Origin of the sequence: Klebsiella sp. 2019SCSN059, from assembly GCF_021739525.1 — a bacterium.
GTDB lineage: Bacteria > Pseudomonadota > Gammaproteobacteria > Enterobacterales > Enterobacteriaceae > Klebsiella > Klebsiella quasipneumoniae.
Genome location: NZ_JAKKOM010000005.1, coordinates 240,640 through 263,302, shown reverse-complemented (window position 1 = coordinate 263,302; position 22,663 = coordinate 240,640). Strand labels below are relative to the sequence as shown.

The 22,663-nt window shown below is 59.0% G+C and carries 21 protein-coding genes and 1 pseudogene; 11 read left to right on the top strand and 11 right to left on the bottom strand.

The window, feature by feature from the left end; all coding sequences use genetic code 11:
* The first annotated feature begins 371 nt into the window (after positions 1 to 371).
* Both L2I46_RS09065 and L2I46_RS09060 read left to right on the top strand, forming a co-directional pair.
* On the top strand, positions 372 to 1,748 hold the full coding sequence (locus L2I46_RS09065; protein ID WP_072096605.1) for a pyridoxal-phosphate dependent enzyme: 1,377 nt from the start codon (positions 372 to 374) through the stop codon (positions 1,746 to 1,748).
* A 10-nt stretch (positions 1,749 to 1,758) separates the two neighbouring features.
* Positions 1,759 to 2,907 (top strand): trans-sulfuration enzyme family protein, encoded by a 1,149-nt coding sequence (locus L2I46_RS09060; protein WP_085551365.1) that lies wholly within the window; start codon positions 1,759 to 1,761, stop codon positions 2,905 to 2,907.
* On the opposite strand, the gene L2I46_RS09055 is transcribed toward L2I46_RS09060, so the two are convergent.
* Positions 2,908 to 3,819, bottom strand: coding sequence for a LysR family transcriptional regulator (locus L2I46_RS09055; RefSeq protein ID WP_032454057.1), 912 nt, complete (start codon positions 3,817 to 3,819; stop codon positions 2,908 to 2,910). It abuts the gene before it with no gap.
* Between the two features lie 97 nt (positions 3,820 to 3,916).
* On the opposite strand from L2I46_RS09055, the gene L2I46_RS09050 reads away from it, so the two are divergent.
* From L2I46_RS09050 to L2I46_RS09040, 3 genes are all read left to right on the top strand, one after another.
* Positions 3,917 to 4,519, top strand: coding sequence for a short chain dehydrogenase (locus L2I46_RS09050; protein ID WP_236947771.1), 603 nt, complete (start codon positions 3,917 to 3,919; stop codon positions 4,517 to 4,519).
* An 86-nt stretch (positions 4,520 to 4,605) separates the two neighbouring features.
* On the top strand, positions 4,606 to 4,944 hold the full coding sequence (locus tag L2I46_RS09045) for a hypothetical protein (RefSeq protein ID WP_236947769.1): 339 nt from the start codon (positions 4,606 to 4,608) through the stop codon (positions 4,942 to 4,944).
* Between the two features lie 205 nt (positions 4,945 to 5,149).
* On the top strand, positions 5,150 to 5,338 hold the full coding sequence (locus tag L2I46_RS09040; RefSeq protein ID WP_236947766.1) for a hypothetical protein: 189 nt from the start codon (positions 5,150 to 5,152) through the stop codon (positions 5,336 to 5,338).
* Between the two features lie 195 nt (positions 5,339 to 5,533).
* Here the strand turns inward: L2I46_RS09040 and L2I46_RS09035 are convergent, their stop codons facing one another.
* The 3 genes from L2I46_RS09035 to L2I46_RS09025 form a co-directional block, all read right to left on the bottom strand.
* Complete coding sequence (locus tag L2I46_RS09035; protein WP_023291014.1) at positions 5,534 to 6,715, bottom strand: aminotransferase-like domain-containing protein; 1,182 nt, start codon at positions 6,713 to 6,715, stop codon at positions 5,534 to 5,536.
* A 150-nt stretch (positions 6,716 to 6,865) separates the two neighbouring features.
* Positions 6,866 to 8,731: a bifunctional glutathionylspermidine amidase/synthase gene (gene gss / locus L2I46_RS09030; protein WP_032454060.1), complete on the bottom strand. Its 1,866-nt coding sequence runs from the start codon at positions 8,729 to 8,731 to the stop codon at positions 6,866 to 6,868.
* Positions 8,732 to 8,807: 76 nt separating this feature from the next.
* Complete coding sequence (locus tag L2I46_RS09025; protein WP_032454061.1) at positions 8,808 to 8,930, bottom strand: hypothetical protein; 123 nt, start codon at positions 8,928 to 8,930, stop codon at positions 8,808 to 8,810.
* Between the two features lie 20 nt (positions 8,931 to 8,950).
* Between L2I46_RS09025 and L2I46_RS09020 the strand changes: the two genes are divergently transcribed.
* Both L2I46_RS09020 and yghU read left to right on the top strand, forming a co-directional pair.
* Entirely contained in the window at positions 8,951 to 9,511 is a 561-nt protein-coding gene (locus tag L2I46_RS09020) for a DsbA family protein (RefSeq protein WP_004150918.1), read from the top strand.
* Between the two features lie 47 nt (positions 9,512 to 9,558).
* Complete coding sequence (yghU, locus tag L2I46_RS09015) at positions 9,559 to 10,425, top strand: glutathione-dependent disulfide-bond oxidoreductase (protein WP_032454062.1); 867 nt, start codon at positions 9,559 to 9,561, stop codon at positions 10,423 to 10,425.
* A 95-nt stretch (positions 10,426 to 10,520) separates the two neighbouring features.
* Here yghU and yghX read toward each other — a convergent pair whose 3' ends face one another.
* The 4 genes from yghX to exbB all read right to left on the bottom strand — a co-directional run bounded on the left by yghX (position 10,521) and on the right by exbB (position 13,327).
* Positions 10,521 to 11,408, bottom strand: coding sequence for a YghX family hydrolase (gene yghX, locus L2I46_RS09010; protein WP_060590333.1), 888 nt, complete (start codon positions 11,406 to 11,408; stop codon positions 10,521 to 10,523).
* A gap of 120 nt (positions 11,409 to 11,528) precedes the next feature.
* Positions 11,529 to 12,023, bottom strand: coding sequence for a TIGR00645 family protein (locus tag L2I46_RS09005; protein ID WP_004105804.1), 495 nt, complete (start codon positions 12,021 to 12,023; stop codon positions 11,529 to 11,531).
* Positions 12,024 to 12,163: 140 nt separating this feature from the next.
* On the bottom strand, positions 12,164 to 12,589 hold the full coding sequence (gene exbD / locus L2I46_RS09000; protein WP_002916785.1) for a TonB system transport protein ExbD: 426 nt from the start codon (positions 12,587 to 12,589) through the stop codon (positions 12,164 to 12,166).
* A gap of 6 nt (positions 12,590 to 12,595) precedes the next feature.
* Positions 12,596 to 13,327: a tol-pal system-associated acyl-CoA thioesterase gene (exbB, locus tag L2I46_RS08995; protein ID WP_004174395.1), complete on the bottom strand. Its 732-nt coding sequence runs from the start codon at positions 13,325 to 13,327 to the stop codon at positions 12,596 to 12,598.
* Between the two features lie 250 nt (positions 13,328 to 13,577).
* Between exbB and metC the strand changes: the two genes are divergently transcribed.
* Positions 13,578 to 14,765 (top strand): cystathionine beta-lyase, encoded by a 1,188-nt coding sequence (metC, locus tag L2I46_RS08990; RefSeq protein ID WP_032454065.1) that lies wholly within the window; start codon positions 13,578 to 13,580, stop codon positions 14,763 to 14,765.
* Positions 14,766 to 14,896: 131 nt separating this feature from the next.
* Positions 14,897 to 15,556 (top strand): DedA family general envelope maintenance protein YghB, encoded by a 660-nt coding sequence (yghB, locus tag L2I46_RS08985; RefSeq protein WP_004205217.1) that lies wholly within the window; start codon positions 14,897 to 14,899, stop codon positions 15,554 to 15,556.
* 49 nt (positions 15,557 to 15,605) lie between these two features.
* Here yghB and L2I46_RS08980 read toward each other — a convergent pair whose 3' ends face one another.
* On the bottom strand, positions 15,606 to 16,505 hold the full coding sequence (locus tag L2I46_RS08980; RefSeq protein ID WP_032454066.1) for an AraC family transcriptional regulator: 900 nt from the start codon (positions 16,503 to 16,505) through the stop codon (positions 15,606 to 15,608).
* Positions 16,506 to 16,701: 196 nt separating this feature from the next.
* Between L2I46_RS08980 and yqhD the strand changes: the two genes are divergently transcribed.
* Both yqhD and dkgA read left to right on the top strand, forming a co-directional pair.
* Positions 16,702 to 17,865, top strand: coding sequence for an alcohol dehydrogenase (gene yqhD, locus L2I46_RS08975; RefSeq protein ID WP_044524721.1), 1,164 nt, complete (start codon positions 16,702 to 16,704; stop codon positions 17,863 to 17,865).
* Positions 17,866 to 18,009: 144 nt separating this feature from the next.
* The gene (gene dkgA, locus L2I46_RS08970; RefSeq protein WP_032454068.1) at positions 18,010 to 18,837 is read left to right on the top strand and encodes a 2,5-didehydrogluconate reductase DkgA; all 828 of its coding nucleotides are present in this window, start codon (positions 18,010 to 18,012) and stop codon (positions 18,835 to 18,837) included.
* A 119-nt stretch (positions 18,838 to 18,956) separates the two neighbouring features.
* Here dkgA and L2I46_RS08965 read toward each other — a convergent pair.
* Positions 18,957 to 21,196, bottom strand: a pseudogene (locus L2I46_RS08965) (YgiQ family radical SAM protein); the annotation flags it as partial.
* A 33-nt stretch (positions 21,197 to 21,229) separates the two neighbouring features.
* The gene (ftsP, locus tag L2I46_RS08960) at positions 21,230 to 22,642 is read right to left on the bottom strand and encodes a cell division protein FtsP (RefSeq protein ID WP_023291023.1); all 1,413 of its coding nucleotides are present in this window, start codon (positions 22,640 to 22,642) and stop codon (positions 21,230 to 21,232) included.
* Positions 22,643 to 22,663 lie beyond the last annotated feature (21 nt).

Here is a 22,663-nt window from a genome sequence, read left to right as displayed (position 1 = left end):
CCTCTACGAGGAATTCAGGATACCGTGACTACCACTGTTCAATATGATCGGTTGTGTGGTGAATCGTACTACACACATGGTCTACCACCCCGTATCCTCTGTATCTTTAAGCTCCGTCTCCCATAGAATCTTTTCGCAAATACATTGCCAGATATCAGATAACACGCTGATTAAAATCGCCTTTTTGTCGCCAAAAGCGGCTAAAAACGCCCTTTTCTGGCAATCGATCCGCCCAGGCGGCTACCCTGCTTTCCCTCCGGATGGCTGAACAGCATCTTATATTCCATTTTGCGCTAAATGACAGAGAAATATTCTTTAAATAACCGATTTCACAGACCTACCATGCAAAAATATCTTAAACGAGTGGGTAAATGGTTATGTCACTGTTTCATTCCGTGAGCGACCTGATCGGTCATACTCCCCTGCTCCAGTTGCACAAACTGGATACCGGCCCCTGCAGTCTGTTTTTAAAACTGGAAAATCAGAACCCGGGCGGCTCAATTAAAGATCGGGTTGCGCTGTCGATGATTAACGAAGCCGAGCGCCAGGGAAAACTGGCGCCCGGCGGGACAATTATCGAAGCCACCGCCGGCAATACCGGCCTCGGCCTGGCGCTGATTGCGGCGCAGAAAAATTACCGCCTGATCCTGGTGGTGCCGGACAAAATGAGCCGCGAGAAAATCTTTCACCTGCGGGCGCTGGGCGCGACGGTGCTGCTCACCCGCTCCGACGTCAATAAAGGCCACCCGGCCTACTACCAGGATTATGCCCGCCGCCTTGCCGATGAAACGCCGGGGGCTTTTTACATCGACCAGTTTAACAACGACGCTAATCCGCTGGCGCACGCTACCTCCACCGCGCCGGAACTTTTCCAGCAGCTGGAGGGCGACATAGACGCCATCGTCGTCGGCGTTGGCTCCGGCGGCACGCTGGGCGGGCTTCAGGCCTGGTTTGCAGAACATTCGCCGAAAACGGAATTTATCCTCGCCGATCCGGCGGGCTCGATCCTTGCCGATCAGGTTGATACCGGACGCTACGGCGAAACGGGATCCTGGCTGGTCGAAGGGATTGGAGAAGATTTCATCCCGCCGCTGGCCAGGCTGGAAGGGGTGCATACCGCCTATCGCGTCAGCGACCGCGAAGCGTTCCACACCGCGCGCCAGCTGCTGCAGGTCGAAGGCGTGCTGGCCGGCTCCTCCACCGGCACCCTGCTCAGCGCCGCGCTGCGCTACTGCCGGGCGCAAAGCCGTCCGAAGCGGGTGGTGACCTTCGCCTGCGACAGCGGCAATAAATACCTGTCAAAAATGTTCAACGACGACTGGATGCGCCAGCAGGGGCTGATCGCCCGCCCCGAACAGGGCGATCTCAGTGATTTTATCGCCCTGCGCCATGACGAAGGCGCCACCGTCACGGCCGCGCCGGACGACACCCTGGCCGCAGTCTTTACCCGCATGCGGCTGTATGACATCTCCCAGCTGCCGGTGCTGGAGGATGGCCGCGTGGTCGGCATCGTCGATGAGTGGGATTTGATCCGCCACGTAAGGGGCGATCGCCAACGCTTCTCTCTGCCGGTCAGCGAAGCGATGAGCCGCCATGTTGAAACTCTCGATAAGCGTGCGCCAGAGAGCGAACTGCAGGCCATTCTCGATCGCGGTCTGGTGGCGGTGATCGCTGACAACGCGCGTTTTCTTGGCCTGGTCACCCGCAGCGATGTACTGACCGCCTGGCGTAACCGAGTCGCACAATAAGGAATTTTTTATGTCATCTATCCACACCCTGAGCGTACATAGCGGAACCTTCACCGACAGCCACGGCGCAGTGATGCCGCCGATTTACGCCACCTCCACTTTTGCTCAGCCGGCGCCGGGGCAGCATACCGGCTATGAATATTCCCGTAGCGGGAACCCTACCCGCCACGCGCTGGAGACGGCGATCGCCGACCTGGAAAACGGCACGCGCGGCTACGCGTTCGCCTCCGGGCTGGCCGCCATCTCCACCGTGCTGGAGCTGCTGGATAAGGACAGCCACCTGGTGGCGGTCGATGATGTGTATGGCGGCACTTACCGCCTGCTGGAAAACGTTCGCCGCCGTAGCGCTGGTCTGCAGGTGAGCTGGGTGAAACCCGACGACCTGGCGGGGATTGAAGCGGCGATCCGCCCCGATACGCGCATGATATGGGTGGAGACGCCCACCAACCCGCTGCTGAAGCTGGCGGATCTCAGCGCCATCGCCGCCATCGCGCGCCGCCATAACCTGATCAGCGTCGCCGATAACACTTTCGCCTCGCCGGCGATCCATCGCCCGCTGGAGCATGGGTTTGATATTGTGATCCACTCCGCGACCAAGTACCTCAACGGCCATTCCGATGTCGTCGCCGGCCTGGCGGTGGTTGGCGATAACGCTGAGCTCGCGGAAAAGCTTGGCTACCTGCAGAATGCGGTAGGCGGTGTACTCGACCCGTTCAGCAGCTTCCTGACGCTACGCGGCATCCGCACCCTGGCGCTGCGGATGGAGCGACACAGCGCGAACGCGCTGCAGCTCGCCGAATGGCTGGAACAGCAGCCGGAGGTGGAGCGAGTCTGGTTCCCCTGGCTGGCCTCGCACCCGCACCATCAGCTGGCGCGCCAGCAAATGGCCCTGCCCGGCGGCATGATTTCCGTCGTGGTGAAGGGCGATGACGGTTACGCCGAACGCATTATCAACAAGTTGCGCTGGTTCACCCTTGCGGAGAGTCTGGGCGGCGTGGAGAGCCTGGTAAGCCAGCCCTTCAGCATGACCCACGCCTCGATCCCGCTGGAGAAGCGCCTGGCGAACGGCATCACGCCGCAGCTGATCCGCCTGTCGGTCGGGATCGAAGATCCTCACGATCTGATTGCCGACTGGCAGCAGGCGCTACGGGAGGAGTGATTATTCCGACGCGCGGGTCATCGCCAGCGCGTCGGCCATTCCCTGCTGAAGGTGGGCGATAAACTGCGTCAGCTTCGGCAGGGGCCGGCGATCCTGGCGCCAGAGCAGATGCACGGGCCTCGGCTGTGGGGTCCACGCGTCCAGCACCCGCATCAGGCTGCCGCTGGCCAGCGCATCGGCCAGCAGCACCTCCGGCTGCATCAGCAGCCCGGCCCCGGCGATCGCCGCCTGGCGCAGCGCATAGCCATCGTTGCAGCGCAAAACCGCATCGCGCTTCCAGCGCACTTCCCCCTCCATGCCCGGCAGCCGCCACTCGTTGCGCGCGGTCCAGACCGTATGGGACAGGCAGAGATGATCGGCGAGATCTTCCGGCGTCCCTGGCGTTCCGTAACGCGCCAGATAAGCCGGCGCGGCGCAGATCACCATCCGATAGGGCGCCAGATAGCGGGCCACCAGATCCTCCTGATGGATCTCGCCAATGCGGATCGCCAGATCGAAACCTTCATCCACCAGATCGACCATCCGGTTGGTCAGATCCAGTTCAACCCGAACCGCTGGCCAGGCCTGCAGAAAGGTGGCGGTCAGAGGCGCGATCACGCTGGCGCCGAACGAGGTGGGCGCGCTCACCCGCAGGGTGCCGGCGGGCGCCAGCCGCAGCCGCTCAACGGCGCTTTCGGCGATGGAGACCTGCTCCATCACCCGTTTCGCTTCGTCAAAATAGACCCGCCCGGCGTCGGTAAGGCTCTGGCGTCGGGTGTTACGCTCCAGCAGACGCGTCGCCAGCTGGGTTTCCAGCTGGGCGATGTATTTCCCGACCATTACCGCCGACAGCCCCAGGCGCGACGCCGCCCCGGTAAAGCTGCCGCACTCCACCACGGCAATAAACGTCTCCATCCCTCGCAGCTTATCCATATTGCTAACCTCTGGTTAGTAATGTTCTAACTTTTAGCCAGTTTATCCGATATCCGTTTTATTAAAGAATAGGCTTTCACCTCACCAGGAGTCAGCCATGAAAATTATCGTTATCGGTGCCAGCGGCACCATTGGTCGCGCGGTCAGCGAAGAACTGGGCCAGAGACATGACGTTATCCGCGTCGGCCGCACCCGGGGGGATTATCAGGTGGATATTACCTCCCAGGGGAGCGTCGAGGCGCTGTTTGCGCAGACCGGCGAAGTAGACGCCATCGTCTCCACTACCGGCAATCTGCACTTTGGGCCGTTAAGCACCATGACCGATAGCCAGTTCAACCTCGGTCTGCAGGACAAGCTGCTGGGGCAAATTCGCCTGGCGCTGATCGGCCAGCATTTCCTGCGCGACGGCGGGTCGATTACTCTGGTCAGCGGCATTGTCGCGCAGGAGCCGATTGCTCAGGGCGTCAATGCCACGACGGTTAACGCCGGTCTGGAAGGCTTTGTGCGCGCCGCCGCCTGCGAACTACCGCGCGGGATCCGCATTAATCTCATCAGCCCCACCGTGCTCAGCGAGTCGCTGGCGGCCTACGGCGACTTTTTCCCGGGCTTTGCCAGCGTCCCCGCCGCCGCCGTGGCGCAGGCCTATCGCCGCAGCATTGAAGGGGTGCAGACCGGCTGCATCTACCCGGTCGGCTACTAGCCTCTGCCGGCCCGCCGGGGCCGGCGCTTACATCCTGACGTCGTTGCAGGTACACTGACGGCTGAATGTCTCCGGCCTAAAAACTGATGTTGAAAAAATTACCCTTTATTATCCCGCTGCTGGCGCTTACCGCGCTGCTGCTCTGGTGGTTCACCCCCCATTACACAGAGGAAGACGAAGCTTACTACCGGGCGGTATTTTGCGTGATCGATCATGACGACAGCCGCCAGTTCCTCGACGATATGCAAAACATCGTCGAGGGGGGGAATTCTGACTACGCGCTGCATAAAGCGCATTACCTGCCGGCGCTGGGGCAGCGGATGCTGGACACCTGGCATCAGCTCAGCCCGCAGGAACAGCAGACGCTGCGTCAGGACCGGCAGCGCTGCGGCGAGATATTACGGGCAAAACAGCAGGGTGAATAATCCCGGCGGGCTGGCGAAACAGCAGCCCGTCCCAGCGTCCGATAAGATCCCGCTGTTGATGAGCCGATCGCTGTCACAAAATCCTCCTCTATCGCCGAGCCACGGGATGACGTTTTTTTCTGCGGTCGCATACGATAAAAAGTAGTTGATCTGGTACGAACTAACTCTTATTTTGCTTATCAGTTTTCAAAATGAGATAAAACTGATGCCTGTCATTATTGCCAGTAGTGTTAAAGAAGCCAAAGCGTTAATTAACGGTGGGGAATACAGGGAAATTATTCTTAACTTCGATATTGATGCCGATGACTTTTTCTCTCTCGCCAGCCATTCGACTGGGACAAAAATCTCCATCTCCGACCGAAACGATCGCTCTCCGGTAAAATCAGCAAAATAATTAACCCGTGAGGGACATCTATGTGGTTGTTTATTGGTACCTTTGCGGTGGCTTTTCTCGCAGCGCTGATGTTGGTCTGGCTGGATGATCGCATCGCCGATACGGAGTGACCCCAGCGCTGAACGCTAGCGTCACCCCCTCTCGCTACTGAGGCGAAGAGGGTGCGCCGCCGCTAAGCGGCGCACTGCAGGGTCGTTACAGGGAGGCCGCCAGCCGCTCAACGGCGGTCAGCAGCCCCGCTTCCGACACGGTGGAGTAGGAAAGGCGCAGGGTACGGGTATCCGGATTATCGTGATAGAACGCTTCCCCCGGGACGTACACAACGCCGTTTTCCAGCGTTTTCTTCATCCATGCCATGGTATCGAACGGATAGCGGAAACGCGCCCACAGGAACATCCCACCCTGTGGGCGGCTGAATTCCAGATGCTCGCCAAGGCGACTCTCCAGCGCGTCGGCCAGCGCCACGCACTTCTTGCGATAGTCTTCGCGAATCAACGCAATCTGATTTTGCAGCCGGTTCAGGCTGAGGTATTCCGCGGTGATCACCTGCGACAGCATATTGGTATGCAGATCCGCCGCCTGCTTAACGATCACCGTCTGCTGCGCCAGCCAGTCCGGCATGACGATCCAGCCGATACGCATCCCCGGCGCGAGGATCTTTGAAAACGTCGAGGTGTAAACCACCTGATCTTCACAGCCCAGCTCAACGGCGTGCTGATAGAGCGGACGTCGCACGGCGTCAGTAAAGCTAATTTCACCGTAGGGATCGTCTTCCAGAATGACGAAGTCATATTTTTTCGCCAGCTCGACCAGCCGGCGACGACGCGCCTCGCTCAGCGTTTTACCGCCGGGGTTGCCGAACGTCGGCACCAGGTAGACAGCTTTGACGCGGGTGGTCTCCAGCAGGTCGGCCAGTTGCTCCACCAGCATCCCGTCATCATCGGTATCGACGCTGAGGATATTGGCCTGCGCCAGCTGAAACACCTGCAGCGCCGCCAGATAGGTGGGTCGCTCAACGACGATAGTATCGCCTGGATCGAGCAGCGTGCGGGCAACGATATCCAGCGATTGCTGGGAGCCGGAGGTAATATAGACCTGAGCGGCTGAACAGGTCACGCCACGGGCGTGGCAGATTTCACTCACCGCCTGACGCAGCGGCGGGTAGCCTTCGGTCAGACCGTACTGAAATGCGTCATGAAAACGCTCGCTCATCACCTTCTGCACCGCCAGCTCCAGGCCTTCGGTATCAAACAGTTCCGGGGCCGGAATGCCGCCGCCAAGCGAGATCACGCCCGGCAGTTTACTGTGTTTGAGAAGTTCGCGGACGGCGGAGGGCTTGAGTTCACCCGCGCGGGCGGCGAGACGCCGATCGTGCATACTATTTTCCTTTTCTGTCTTGTTGTTGTGTTAATTATCTTGGCTTTGTTGCAGGTGGTCCCCGGCGGCGCTTACCAGACCGGGCTATCCTGGTTCGTGTCTCTGCGCTCTCCCCGGACAGGGCGCGAGCCGCTATCCGGGGTCAGCACATCACGCTTTATCTTTCAATACGATCAGCGGCTCTATGTCGCTCTCTTTTTTCACCACCAGCGACGAATCGCCGCGCAGGCAGGTACCGCCGTAGTTACCGCCGACGGTAAAGGTGCACACCTGGATATACTTGCCATCCACTTTCGGCAGGCACCACAGCTGCTGGTAGATATTCTTACGATCGACAAACTGGCCGCTGGTCTGATCCAGAACCTCATCCTGCGGCCCGATCAGGTCGATATTGTTCCCGCAGCGTCCGGAAATGGGCTTCACGGCATAACCGGTTTTCGCCAGCTCGTCGTTAACCACGAAATCGGTATCCAGCAGATAGCGATGATGCGGGAACAGCGACCACAGCACCGGCAGGATCGCTTTGTTGCCCGGGATCACCGTCCACAGGGGTTCGAATACCAATACTTCAGGACGCAGCAGGACGTCAATCAGTCGCACCTCATTCTGCGGATGTCCGGTACGAATCGGCACCGCCGCGTACTCATCGGCACTGACTTCGCGCACCTGCTCAATGGCGGTTTCCCATGCCCAGGTTTTCCAGACGCAGTTGACCAGCCGCCCGTCGGCGTCGATCAGCTGGCCGGCGGCATCCCAGCGCAGTTCATCGAGGCCAAAGAGAATTTTGCTCTCAAAACCGGCCTGGGTCAGCGAACGCTGGATAAACTTCGCGTGGTAATTCTCTTCCAGATCCTTGTCCTGCATGATGTGCACGAAAGGCCGCGCCCGGCTGTGTTTCCACGCCCCCGCCAGCTCATCGAGCAGACCTTCGGCCGGATTGTGACCCGTGCCGTAGTAGCCCTGCTTCAGCCACTGCTCGAGGATCAGCCCGCCTTCGGTATGGCAGGAGGCGGAGTCGGCATTGTACTCGTACACCTTCAGCCCGCGCTCGTCCATGCAAAAATCCATGCGCCCGGTGATCATATGATGACGCCGGCGCTGCCACGAGAGACGCAGACGCGGCCAGAGGATTTTCGGGATATCAAACAGCGCCAGCAGGTTATCATCCTTCATTACCTTATCGGTGGCGTGCAGATACATCAGGTGCAGCTCGTTGGTGGCTTTAATCAGCTCCTGTTCGGCGCTTTCGCTGATGGTGAAATACTGATAGGGATCCTGATTGATAAAATGGCCGTTGGCCGCCACGTAGGCTTTCTGCAGCGGATCTTTCTCGTTCAGCCATTTGCCGCGGAACTGGCCGTTGTTCGGCAGCCGCGCGCCCTTGATCGCCATCGCCTCGCCCGGCAGTACCGGCTGCGGCAGGCTGTGTTCGGTATCGGCGGTCTGGATCATCCAGCCTAAAATTTCGGTATCGGCAAAGGTATCTTTGATGGTGTACCGGCCGGCGTTGACCTCGAGGGTCAGCTCGCGGGTCCACTGCTGGCCCTGCGGCAGCGGCGAGTGAATGACGTTCTGCTCGGCGATACGCACCTTATTGCCGACAAGCTGGGTGATCACCGCGACGTGGCCGGTGTGCTTAAACTCGCCGCCCTTCTGCCAGATCAGCAGCGAACCGGCGATCGGCGGACGACGGGCGCCGTTGGCGAAGGCCTGCAGCGGGAGAATATTGTCATTGACCACTTCGCGCAGAAAGCGCAGGGAGAAGATTTCATAGGCCATCCCCACATCGGTAAAGACAAACCCGTAGGTCAGGAACAGAAAGCGGCGCGCAAATTCAACGCACTGCCATTTATGCCCCATATACTCATTGCCGATGTAGCTGCGAAACGTCGCATCATCCGGATAGTCCTGCGGATTTAAGCTACTGTAATTCGATGAATAAATTGCCACGCCGCCGGGCGCGTAGCCTAACAATGTCCCAAACGGGGCGTCACTGCTTGTCGATCCTTTGCTCATTTAGCCTGACCTCAAATAAATGCAGCCCGGGCAGTTGGCGAAACAAAACTCCCTCTTCTTATCCTGCCGCAGGCACTTACCAGACAGAGGTGTAACGATGATACCACTCATTCGTTTCGCTAATCGTGCCGTTAAGGAAAATAACCCTGCAGCCGAAAGCAGAAGTGATATCGTTATCGGTGATATAACAAAAAAACAACGCAACATCAGGAGTCGACAATGAGCACACCCTCGCATCTGAATGCCCAACCGCTGGTCTGGGGACACGGCCCGCGGACGTTTGAGGTGTTCCTTGAGCCCACCTGCCCCTACTCTGTCCGCGCGTTTAATAAACTCGACGATCTGCTCGATGAGGTCGGCGCCGATAACGTAACCATCAAGATACGGCTGCAGTCGCAGCCGTGGCATCTGTTCTCCGGGGTGATTGTCCGCTGCATCCTCGCCGCGTCCACCCTGCCGCATGGCAGAGAGCAGGCGCATAAGGTGATGCAGGCCGTGGCAGACCATCGGGAAGAGTTTGAATTTACCGATCACTGCAGCGGGCCGAACATGAACGCCACGCCGCAGCAAATCATTGAACGCATTGAGCGCTACAGTCACGTCCTGCTGGGGGCCGCCTTTGCCCGCCCGGAGCTGCAGGACGTGATCAAGTGGCACAGCAAATATGCCCGCCAGAACGGCATCCATGTCTCGCCGACCTTTATGGTCAATGGTCTGGTGCAGCCGGATCTGGGCAGCGGCGATGATGTCAGCGTGTGGGCCGCGCGGATTATGGCCTGAGGTCACCTGCTACACTTTTTGTACATCCACGAAAAAGGCAAACCAGCATGTCAGAGCAAAACTACCAGCCACCAAAAGTGTGGGAATGGAAGCAAAACAGCGGCGGCGCGTTCGCCAACATCAACCGTCCCGTTTCCGGCGCGACTCATGAACGCGTCCTGCCGGTGGGAACCCATCCGCTCCAGCTATACTCACTTGGCACGCCCAACGGCCAGAAGGTGACGATCATGCTGGAGGAGCTGCTGGCGCTGGGCGTCAGCGGCGCGGAGTACGACGCCTGGCTGATACGCATTGGCGAAGGCGATCAGTTTTCCAGCGGCTTTGTCGACATCAACCCGAACTCGAAGATCCCGGCGCTAAGCGATCACTCCACCACGCCGCCCACCCGAGTATTCGAATCCGGCAACATTCTTCTCTATCTGGCGGAAAAATTTGGCTTCTTCCTGCCGAAGGATCCCGCTGGCCGCACTGAAACCCTTAACTGGCTGTTCTGGCTGCAGGGCGCCGCGCCCTTCCTCGGCGGCGGCTTCGGCCACTTCTATAACTATGCGCCGGTGAAGATCGAGTACGCGATCGATCGCTTTACCATGGAAGCCAAACGCCAGCTCGACGTGCTGGACAAACAGCTCGCCCGCGGTCGCTATGTGGCCGGCGAGGAGTATACCATCGCCGATATGGCGGTCTGGCCATGGTATGGCAACGTAGTGCTGGGCAACGTCTATAACGCGGCGGAGTTCCTCGACGCCGGGAGCTACACCAACGTGCTGCGCTGGGCGCAGGATGTCGGCAACCGCCCCGCCGTCAAGCGCGGACGTATCGTTAACCGCACCAACGGCCCGCTCAATGAGCAACTGCATGAGCGCCACGACGCCCGCGACTTTGACACCCAAACGGAAGATAAGCGCCAGGCGTAGCGCGCTGACCCACCGGAGGCGCCCGCCTCCGGTTTTTAGCTTTCCAGCCGATAGCCTGCCATAAGCGAGCGGTAGCGCTATTTATGACGTTTGCGCTAGCGTAAATACTTCTCAAACCATGCCAGCGTGCGTTGCCAGGCCAGGTCCGCCGCAGCCCGATCGTAGCGCGGCGTGGAATCATTATGAAAGCCGTGATTCACGCCCTGATAGAGATAGGCCTCATAGACTTTATGGTGTTCCTTCAACGCCTGTTCATAGGCGGGCCAGCCTTCATTAATGCCGCTATCGAGTCCGGCGTAATGCAGCAGCAGCGGCGCTTTAATTTTATCGACCTCCTTCAGCGGCGGCTGGCGGCCGTAAAACGGCACCGCGCAGGCCAGCTCCGGAATGGCGACCGCCGCCGCGTTGCTGACGCCGCCGCCGTAACAAAAACCGGTGATACCAACCTTCCCCGTCGCCTGCGGATGCTTCGCCATAAACGCGACCGCGGCAAAAAAGTCATTCATCAGCTTCACGGGATCGACTTTCTGCTGCAGCGCGCGGCCTTCATCATCATTCCCCGGATAGCCGCCGACGGAGCTCAGGCCATCCGGCGCCAGCGCGATATACCCCGCTTTCGCCACCCGCCGGGCGACGTCTTCAATATAGGGATTCAGGCCGCGGTTCTCATGCACCACCACCACGGCGGGCGCTTTGTCGGCTATTTTCGTCGGCGTCACCAGGTAAGCCCGCACTTCGCCGTGGCCGTCAGGAGAGGGATAATGAATATACTCCGGGCGGATATCCGGGTCGGTGAACGGTACCTGCTCTGCCAGGGCATAGTCGGGCTTCAGCAGATTAAATAGCGCCAGCGCGGTCATCCCGCCGACGGTATATTTCCCCGCCAGCTGGAGAAACTCGCGTTTGCTGATTTTACCGTGGGCATAGTAGTCATAATACTCGAGCAGCTGCTGCGGGAAATCTTTGGCCGTTAATCGCGTCATCACCCTGCCTCCGTTGTTAAGCGCCCTTTAAGCAAAGCAGAAGCCCGGACATACGCCAGCCCAGAACAGCAGAAACGGGGAGAAACAGCCCAGCGGCTAACGCCGCCGGGAGAGAAAGGATCAGTGTTTCACTTTGGTCAGACGATCGAGGTAGCCCATCACAAAGGCCGACAGCACAAAGGTCAGATGGATGATGACATACCACATCAGCTTATTGTCCGGGACGTTTTTCGCATCCATAAACACCCGCAGCAGGTGAATAGAGGAGATCGCCACGATGGAGGCGGCAACCTTATTTTTCAGCGACGTCGCGTCCATTTTGCCCAGCCAGCTGAGTTTTTCTTTACCCTCGTTAATATCCAGCTGCGAGACAAAATTTTCATACCCGGAGAACATCACCATCACCAGCAAACCGCCCACCAGGGTCATATCCACCAGCGACAGCAGGGTCAGAATCATATCCGACTCACTGACGCTAAAAATATGCGGCAGTATGTGGAAGATCTCCTGAAAAAATTTGATGGTCAGCGCAATCAGACCGAGCGAGAGGCCAAAATAAACCGGCGCCAGCAGCCAGCGCGAGGCGTACATAGCATTTTCCAGAAAGCGTTCCATAAGATCCTGTCAGTTAACAAAAAGAAGCGACATTATATCTCAGACAGATAACGTGATGGCAACGCCAGGCCAACACTTCGCTGGCAGAGGACAATAAAAAAGGCCGGCGCGCGGCCAGCCTTTTCAGGAAAAGCATCGGGTTATTTGGCTTTGACGGTCTCTTCGCCCACCAGCCCGATCTTGAGATAGCCCGCCTGATGCAGGGTATCCATCACTTTCATCATCGTCTCGTAATCGACGGTTTTATCCGCGCGGAAGAAGACGGTGGTATCTTTTTTGCCGGCGGTCAGGCTATCCAGGGCGTTAATCATATTCGCTTCGGTCACCGGGTCGTTGCCGAGGAACATGCTCTTATCCGCCTTCACCGACAGGTAGATAGGTTTTTCCGGTCGCGGTTGCGGCTGGCTGGAGGAGGCCGGCAGATTCACCTTCACGTCGACCGTCGCCAGCGGCGCGGCTACCATGAAGATAATCAGCAGAACCAGCATGACGTCGATAAACGGCGTCACGTTGATCTCATGCATTTCGCCGTTATCGTCCAGATTTTCATTAAGACGCATCGCCATAGCCGATCAACCTACCCGTAATTTCTGCGCGCTGCGCACCGGCTTCACGCCGCTGGCGCTGAGGTCCAGGTCGCGGCTTTGCAGCAGGAGGACCTGAGCGGCGACGTCGCCAAGCGAGGCCTTATAGCTGCCTATCATGCGGGCGAAGATGTTATAGATGACCACCGCCGGGATGGCGGCGAACAGACCGATAGCTGTCGCCAGCAGCGCTTCCGCGATGCCCGGCGCCACCACCGCAAGGTTGGTGGTCTGGGTCTGGGCGATGCCGATAAAGCTGTTCATGATGCCCCAGACGGTCCCGAACAGGCCCACGAACGGCGAAATGGCGCCGATGGTGGCCAGATAGCCGTTGCCGCGCCCCATATGGCGACCGACGGCCGCGACGCGGCGCTCAAGGCGGAAACCGGTTCGCTCCTTGATGCCTTCATTGTCTTCGGCACCGGCGGAGAGTTCGAGTTCGTTCTGCGCTTCATTGATAAGCTGGGTGGTGAGGCTTTTCGCCTCAAAGGCGCTGGCGATATCGCTGGCCTGATCGAGAGAGCGGGCTTCCGCCAGCTGCTGCTGTTCACGTTTGAGGCGACGCTTGCTGGCGAGGATTTCCGCCCCTTTACCGAAGAAGATGGCCCAGGTGACGACCGACGCCAGAATCAGGCCTATCATCACCACCTTAACGACAATATCGGCATGATGATACATACCCCAAACGGAGAGATCCGCCTGCATCAAATTATTACCCACGCTCTATCTCCACGACGATAATCACAAAATCTGCCCACAATAATATCAAAACGACATCGAATTGATAGTGGTTCTCATTAGTATTTACACTGTGCAGCAAATCACGTTTATTTTCCTTGCGCTTACGCAGTAAAAAAGTGGCTAACCGCGGGCCTGGTAAAATTTTCGCCTGTATCGGCAGCGCGCTGGTACAGAAAAGAAGATTCATGCTAGTTTAGACGTCCAGACGTATAAAAACAGGTTCATCAACATGGCTGATAAACATCTTGATACCGCGCTGGTCAACGCCGGGCGGAGCAAAAAATATACCCAGGGCTCAGTGAACAGCGTGATCCAGCGCGCGTCATCGCTGGTTTTCGACACCGTAGAGGCCAAAAAGCACGCCACCCGCAATCGGGCCAACGGCGAGCTGTTCTACGGGCGTCGCGGCACCCTGACCCACTTCTCGCTGCAGGAAGCGATGTGCGAGCTGGAGGGCGGCGCCGGCTGCGCCCTCTTCCCCTGCGGCGCCGCCGCGGTGGCCAACACTATCCTGGCGTTTGTCGAGCAGGGCGACCATGTGCTGATGACCAATACCGCCTATGAGCCAAGCCAGGATTTTTGTACCAAAATTCTCGCCAAACTCGGCGTGACCACCAGCTGGTTCGATCCCTTAATCGGCGCCGATATTGCCCGTCTGGTTCGCCCTGAGACCCGCGTGGTGTTCCTGGAATCGCCCGGCTCCATCACCATGGAAGTGCACGATGTGCCGGCGATTGTCGCCGCCGTGCGTCAGGTCGCCCCGGAAGCGATTATCATGATCGATAACACCTGGGCGGCGGGGATCCTGTTCAAAGCGCTGGATTTTGGCATTGATATTTCTATTCAGGCAGGCACCAAATACCTGATCGGCCACTCCGACGCCATGGTCGGCACCGCGGTGGCGAACGCGCGCTGCTGGCCGCAGCTGCGTGAGAATGCCTATCTGATGGGGCAAATGCTGGACGCCGATACCGCCTATATGACCAGCCGCGGCCTGCGCACGCTGGGCGTCCGCCTGCGTCAGCATCATGAAAGCAGCCTGCGCATCGCCGAGTGGCTGGCGCAGCATCCGCAGGTGGCGCGGGTCAACCACCCCGCTCTGCCCGGCAGTAAAGGCCATGAGTTCTGGAAGCGCGATTTTACCGGCAGCAGCGGGCTGTTCTCTTTTGTGCTCAACAAGCGTCTCAACGACGCTGAGCTGGCAGCGTATCTCGACAACTTCAGCCTCTTCAGCATGGCCTACTCGTGGGGCGGCTTTGAATCGCTGATTCTGGCCAATCAGCCGGAGCAAATCGCTCACATCCGACCGGATGCGGAAGTCGACTTCAGCGGCACGCTGATCCGTTTGCACATCGGTCTCGAAAATGTTGACGATCTGCAGGCGGATTTAGCAGCGGGCTTCGCGCGTATCGTGTAAAGTGACAGTCAGTGGCAACAATAGCGGACGCTTTTTATCGGAGCGGCCGCTTTTGTTGCGCCCGGGATCAAGGTGCTCGGGTCTCTTCAGGAGTACACTAGTCAACAATACGGTACCACTTAGGAAAGTCCATGGTTGTCATTCAAGAGATTGTCGCCGCGCTGTGGCAACATGATTTTGCCGCACTGGCGAACCCTCATGTTGTGGGCGTTGTATATCTGGTTATGTTCGCGACCCTGTTTCTGGAAAACGGGCTGCTGCCTGCCTCCTTTTTACCTGGAGACAGCCTGCTGCTGCTCGCCGGCGCGCTGATTGCTAAAGGCGTCATGGACTTTGTGCCCACTATCGCCATTCTGACCGCCGCCGCCAGCCTCGGCTGCTGGTTGAGCTATGTACAGGGGCGCTGGCTGGGCAATACGCAAACGGTGAAAGGCTGGCTGGCGCACCTGCCGCATAAGTACCATCAGCGCGCCACCTGCATGTTTGACCGCCACGGTCTGCTGGCGCTGCTCGCGGGCCGCTTTCTGGCATTTGTCCGTACCCTGCTGCCAACCATGGCGGGGATTTCCGGTCTGCCGAACCGCCGCTTCCAGTTCTTCAACTGGCTGAGCGCCCTGCTGTGGGTCGGCGTGGTCACGGGCCTCGGCTATGCGCTGAGCATGATCCCATTCGTGAAGCGTCATGAAGATCAGGTGATGACCTGCCTGATGATCCTGCCGATTGCCCTGCTGCTGGCTGGCCTGCTCGGCACGCTGTTCGTGGTGATCAAAAAGAAATACTGCAGCGCCTGATGTCGACTGCCGGGGGGCTGCGCCCGCCCGGCCTGCTCCCTCCCCGGTATTACATTCCCTGCATCGTACGAATACGCGCGGCGTCTTCCCCGGGCGTCATCCCGAAGTAGCGCTTAAACTCACGACTGAACTGGGAAGGGCTTTCATAGCCCACCTGTATCGCCGCCGCGCTGGCCTTCATCCCGTCATGGATCATCAGCATGCGCGCCTTGTGCAGACGGTAGGTTTTCAGATACTGCAGCGGCGAAGTACTGGTCACCGATTTAAAATTATGGTGAAACGCCGATACGCTCATATTCGCTTCCGCCGCCAGCCGATCGACGCTGAGGTTTTCGGTGTATTGACTCTCGATATGCTTGAGTACGCGGCTAATCAGGCTGAAGTGGGTCTGCCGGCTGACCAGCGCCAGCAGCGCGCCGCCGCAGGGTCCCGTCAGCACATAGTAGAGGATTTCGCGGACGATCTGCTTGCCAAGGATCCGCGCGTCCAGCGGCCGCTCCATCACGTCGAGCAGCCGTTCAGCAGCGCACAAGATATCCTCCGAGAGCACTGCGGAGTTTATCCCGCTGGAGGCGACGGCGGGCTGAAACAGCGGATCCTCGCCAATATCCATCAGCAGCTCCTGCAGCTGCAGGATATCGACGTTCAGGCGCATGCCGGCCAGGGGCACCTCCGGGGTGGCAAAGGTTTCGCATTCGAAAGGCAGCGGTACGGTCAGCAGCAGATATTCGTTTGTATCGTAGCGAAACGTCCGCTCATTGATATAACCAATTTTATGGCCAGAAAAGAGAAAAACGATCCCCGGCTGGTACATCACCGGCATCCGCGGTCCCGGCTGCGTCCCGTACAGCAGGCGGACGTCGGGTAGTAGCGAACTTAACATTTCGTGCTTATCTTTCAGCTGGTTAACCTTTTCTGTCAGAGTCTGACATATCTCTGCGTGTTGCATTGCCACCGTCTCTCCCGATGTTTCTTCACCCGTACATTGTGCGCAGGCCGCCGCGAATTCTCCAGCCATATGGAGAAATAGGCAAGACATAGGCAGAAATGTGCATTGAGGGGCAACGGCGCCAGGACCACAATAACCGTCATCGGGCAGCGGTATCGTCCCTGTCGGCGGTTTTACTCTTTTGAGGACTCAAGCAATGAATAATTTTGACCTGCATACCCCAACCCGCATTCTGTTTGGCAAAGGCGCGATTGAAAAACTGCGTGAACAGATCCCGGCGGAAGCTCGCGTACTGATCACCTACGGCGGCGGCAGCGTGAAAAAAACGGGCGTCCTGGATCAGGTACTGACCGCCCTGAATGGCCTGGACGTCCTTGAATTTGGCGGCATCGAGCCGAACCCGTCTTACGAAACCCTGATGAACGCGGTGAAGCTCGCCCGCGAAGAGAAGGTCACCTTCCTGCTGGCGGTCGGGGGCGGTTCGGTGCTGGATGGCACCAAATTTATCGCGGCAGCAGCCCACTATGACGCCAACATCGATCCGTGGGAAATTCTGGAAACCTATGGCAGTAAGATCGCCAGCGCCATTCCAATGGGCTCGGTTCTCACCCTGCCGGCGACCGGTTCTGAATCAAACAAAGGGGCGGTGATTTCGCGGAAAACTACCGGCGACAAACGCGCGTTTATGTCTTCCCATGTTCAGCCGCAGTTCGCGATCCTCGATCCGGTCTACACCTATACCCTGCCGCCGCGCCAGGTCGCCAACGGCGTGGTTGACGCCTTCGTCCATACCGTCGAACAGTACGTCACCTACCCGGTTGACGGTAAAATTCAGGACCGCTTCGCCGAAGGCATTCTCCTGACCCTGATCGAGGATGGCCCGAAAGCGCTGCAGGAGCCGGAAAACTATAACGTGCGCGCCAACATTATGTGGGCCGCGACCCAGGCGCTGAACGGCCTGATCGGCGCAGGCGTGCCGCAGGACTGGGCAACGCATATGCTTGGTCACGAACTGACGGCGATGCATGGTCTCGATCACGCCCAGACGCTGGCTATCGTTCTGCCGGCGCTGTGGAATGAGAAGCGTGATACCAAGCGCGAGAAGCTGCTGCAATATGCGGAGCGCGTGTGGCATATCACCGAGGGCTCAGACGACCAGCGCATCGATGCCGCCATCGCCGCGACGCGCCAGTTCTTCGAGCAGATGGGCGTGCCGACCCGCCTCTCCGATTACGGTCTCGACGGTAGCTCCATCCCGGCGCTGCTGGCGAAACTGGAAGAGCACGGCATGACCAAGCTGGGCGAGCACCAGGATATCACCCTGGACGTCAGCCGTCGTATCTACGAGGCTGCCCGCTAAGTTACCCTGCCTGATTCACCTCCCCTTACGTTAAACAAACGTCGGGGAGAGGTGTTTTTACTACCGTTTTTAGCTATTTCGTCCAGACTTAATGCTACCCCTCGGCGGATCCTGCTTCGCCGAGTTCATTAACAGGAGGAAGGCATGACACATCCAACCGTTATAAAACTACACGACGGCAACCTGATGCCGCAGCTGGGTCTCGGCGTGTGGAAAGCTGGCAACGAGGAAGTCGTCTCCGCCATTCATAAGGCGCTGGAAGTCGGTTATCGCTCTTTTGACACCGCCGCCGCGTACCAAAATGAGGCTGGCGTCGGCAACGCCCTGCAAAGCGCTGGCGTCAATCGCGATGAGCTATTCATCACCACCAAGCTGTGGAACGACGATCAAAAACGGCCGCACGAGGCGCTGAAAGAGAGTCTCAGCAAGCTGAAGCTGGACTATGTGGATCTCTATTTAATCCACTGGCCGGTGCCGGCGATCGGCCATTATGTCGAGGCCTGGCAGGCGCTGATTGAGCTGCAGCAGCAGGGGCTGGCGAAGAGCATCGGCGTGTGTAATTTCCAGGTGCCGCATCTGCAGAAGCTGATTGATGAAACCGGCGTCGCGCCGGTGATCAACCAGATAGAGCTGCATCCGCTGCTGCAGCAGCGGCAGCTGCACGCCTGGAACGCCACCCACAAGATCCAGACCGAATCCTGGAGCCCGCTGGCCCAGGGCGGTAAGGGCGTCTTCGATCAGAAAGTTATCCATCAGCTGGCTGATAAATATGGCAAAACGCCGGCGCAGATTGTCATCCGCTGGCATCTCGACAGCGGTCTGGTGGTGATCCCCAAATCCGTCACGCCGTCGCGCATCGCCGAAAACTTTAACGTCTGGGATTTCCGCCTGGATAAAGAAGAATTGGGGGAGATTGCCAGGCTGGATCAGGGCAAGCGTCTGGGGCCCGACCCGGATCAGTTCGGCGGATAACAGGTAAAAAAGCCGGGCAGCGCTGACGCGTGTCCGGCTTGAGAAACCGCTCGGCCAGCGAAACGCTGCCGGGCGCAAAGTCAGGCTTAACGCCCGGCGACTTTACCCCGTTTAACGGGCTTTTTCGCCGTTGCGCCACCGTTAGAACGCTGATGCACAATCGGCGTGTGCTTGGTCAGCGCCGGGCGGGTATGACGGTGCTGGCGACGCGCTTCGCGCATCTCATCGAGAGTCGGCGCCGGCACCAGGCAGTCGCGACGTGAGCCAATCAGGTGTTTCTTGCCCATCGCCTCCAGCGCCTGACGGATCAGCGGCCAGTTGGCCGGATCGTGATAGCGCAGCAGCGCTTTGTGCAGACGGCGCTGTTTATCGCCCTTCGGCACCACCACCTCTTCACTCTTATAGCCGATCTTGCCCAGCGGGTTTTTGCCGGTGTAATACATGGTGGTCGAGTTCGCCAGCGGCGACGGATAGAAGTTCTGCACCTGGTCGAGACGGAAGCGGTGCTTCTTCAGCCACAGCGCCAGGTTCACCATGTCTTCATCACGGGTCCCCGGGTGGGCGGAGATAAAGTACGGGATCAGATACTGCTCTTTACCCGCCTGCTTCGAATAGGTGTCGAACAGCTCTTTAAAGCGGTCGTAGCTGCCCATTCCCGGCTTCATCATCTTCGACAGCGGGCCCTCTTCGGTATGCTCCGGCGCGATCTTCAGATAGCCGCCGACGTGGTGGGTCGCCAGCTCTTTGATATAGCGCGGATCTTCTACCGCGATGTCATAGCGTACCCCGGAGGCGATAAGGATCTTCTTGATGCCCTTCAGCTCGCGGGCGCGACGGTAAAGGTTGATCGTCGGCTCATGGTTGGTATCCATGTGCGGGCAGATATCCGGGTAGACGCAGGAGAGTCGGCGGCAGGTCTGCTCGGCGCGTGGCGATTTGCAGCGCAGCATATACATGTTGGCGGTGGGTCCGCCGAGATCGGAGATCACGCCGGTAAAGCCCGGCACCGTGTCGCGAATGGCTTCGATCTCATTGATGATCGAATCCTCTGAACGGCTCTGGATAATGCGTCCTTCGTGCTCGGTGATCGAGCAGAACGAACACCCGCCGAAGCAGCCGCGCATGATGTTGATCGAGAAACGGATCATCTCATACGCCGGGATGCGCGCATCGCCATAGGAAGGATGCGGCACGCGCTTGTAAGGCAGGGCGAAGACGCTGTCCATTTCTTCAGTGGAGAGCGGGATTGCCGGCGGGTTGATCCAGATGTAGCGCTCGCCGTGCTTTTGCATCAGCGCCCGGGCGCAGCCGGGGTTGGTTTCATGGTGCAGAATGCGCGAGGCGTGTGCGTACAGGACCTTATCGCCTTTCACCTTCTCGAAAGAAGGCAGCAGCACATAGGTTTTTTCCCACGGTTTTGGCCGCGGCGGCTGCACAGTGATGCTTTTCGCTTCCTGTTTCTTCGGCGCGACCGGTTTGTTATCGGCGCACGGCAGATCTTCACCATACGGGTGCGGGATGGGGTCGATTTTGCCCGGGGTATCCAGACGGGTGGAGTCTACGCCGCTCCAGCCCGGGAGAGCCTCTTTCACCATGATGGCGGTATTACGCACATCGCGGATCTGGTCGATGGTTTCGCCCATCGCCAGGCGATGAGCCACTTCCACCAGCGGACGCTCGCCGTTGCCGAACATCAGCATATCGGCCTTGGAGTCCACCAGCACCGAGCGGCGCACGGTATCGGACCAATAATCATAATGCGCGGTACGGCGCAGGCTGGCTTCGATACCGCCGAGGATCACGGGCACATCTTTCCACGCCTCTTTACAGCGCTGGGTATACACCAGGGTGGCGCGGTCCGGGCGCTTGCCCGCCACGTTGCCGGCGGTGTAAGCGTCGTCATGGCGCAGCTTACGGTCGGCGGTGTAGCGGTTGATCATCGAGTCCATGTTGCCGGCGGTCACCCCGAAGAACAGGTTCGGTTTGCCCAGACGCATGAAGTCGTCTTTGGTGTTCCAGTCCGGCTGGGAGATGATCCCCACGCGGAACCCCTGCGCTTCCAGCATGCGGCCGCAGATAGCCATCCCGAAGCTCGGGTGGTCGACGTAGGCGTCGCCGGTTACCAGAATAATGTCGCAGCTATCCCAGCCAAGTTGATCCATCTCTTCACGCGACATCGGTAAAAATGGCGCAGGGCCAAAACAGGCAGCCCAGTATTGCGGCCAGGAAAAAAGGTCACGATCCGGTTGGATCAGGGATATTGCGCTCATATTGCTTCCGGGGAAATGATAAAAAAATAACCAAAAGGGCGTGGATTATAAGCCGGAATGATAGTGGAAATGAAGGAGGATTTTCTCAAACCCTGACCGTATGCCGGCCAGGGTCGAACAGTTTACGGTGCGGGATTCACCAGCATCTGGCCAATCGAACCGCGGTCGGCCAGCTCCAGCGTCTGGCTCAGATACTGGAACGGGAAGTGCGGCCACGACGGCTGGGCGTAGTAGACCAGCAGTTCGACCTGCCCGTCGACCCACACGGTGTCCTTCCAGCCGCGGTCTTCCGGGAAAGGGGTCGAGCCGTTGACGTTACGGATCTGGAACATCACCCCTTCAATATGGAACGACTGCGGGCGGTCGGCGCGCACCGTCCAGCGCTCCCAGGTCCCCTGCTGCGCCGTGATATCGATACGCTGCGGATCCCACAGCTGGCCGTTAATCCCCGGATCGTCGCCGAGCGTGATATCCCGGCTGCGGATCGGCGTGCCGGAGAGCAGCTCAGTCGGCAGCAGACGCGCCGGCAGGCTGTCGGTGACCAGCGGCAGCAGCCCGGTCGGGCGCAGGGTCAGCACCAGCGTGGAGACCAGAATGCTGGACGGTTCAAAAAAGCCGCGGATACGGTCGACGATGCTCGCCGCTTCACCGCAGGTAATGGACACTTCATCGCCGTTGGTCATATCGACCAGAATTTCACGCCGTTCCCCCGGCGCCAGCGACAGCTGCTTGAGCGAAACCGGCGCCGGCAGGAACCCCTGGTCGCCGGAAATGACATGCAGCAGTCGGCCATCGCTCATCTGTAGCTGATAGCGCCGGGAGTTGGAAGCGTTCAGCAGGCGCAGACGCACCCAGCCGCGGGACACTTCGACATAGGGGCTCTGCACGCCATTGACCAGCAGCGTATCGCCGACGAAGCCGCCGCTGCCCGGTTCGCTATATTCCGGCGTGCCGAAGTTATCCAGCCGTTTGTCCTGAATTATCACCGGGAAGTCATCGACGCCATAGTGGTTAGGGATCGGCAGGTTCTTGCTCACCTCATCCTCCACCAGCCACATGCCGGCCAGACCGTTATAGACCTGCTTCGCCATCCGGTTCGGCGTATTGGCCTGGTACCACAGCGTCGCCGCACTCTGACGGATCGGCAGCACCGGCGCCCAGTCGGCGTTCGGCGACATCATGCGCGCCGCGCCGCCGATCAGCGGGCCAGGCACCTGCAGGCCGCGGATGGTCATCGCGACGTTCTCCGTCAGACGGTTGCTGTAAATAAGCTTGACGTCGTCCCCGCTCCAGACGCGGATCGTCGGCCCCATATAGCGGCCATTGATCCCCCAGACGGGGGCGCGGGTGCCTGGCGTAAACGACCAGTGCGAACGCTGCAGCGTCAGAAACAGCGGCTGACCGCGACGGGACTCCAGCAGCGGCGGAACCGGCAGCGCAGGCTGCTGGCCGGCGGCATGGGCCTTCAGCGGCGCGGCGCCAGCGCACAGCGCTACGCCGGAAGCCTTAATAAACTGACGCCGACTGAGTGACATATTAACTCCATGACATACTGA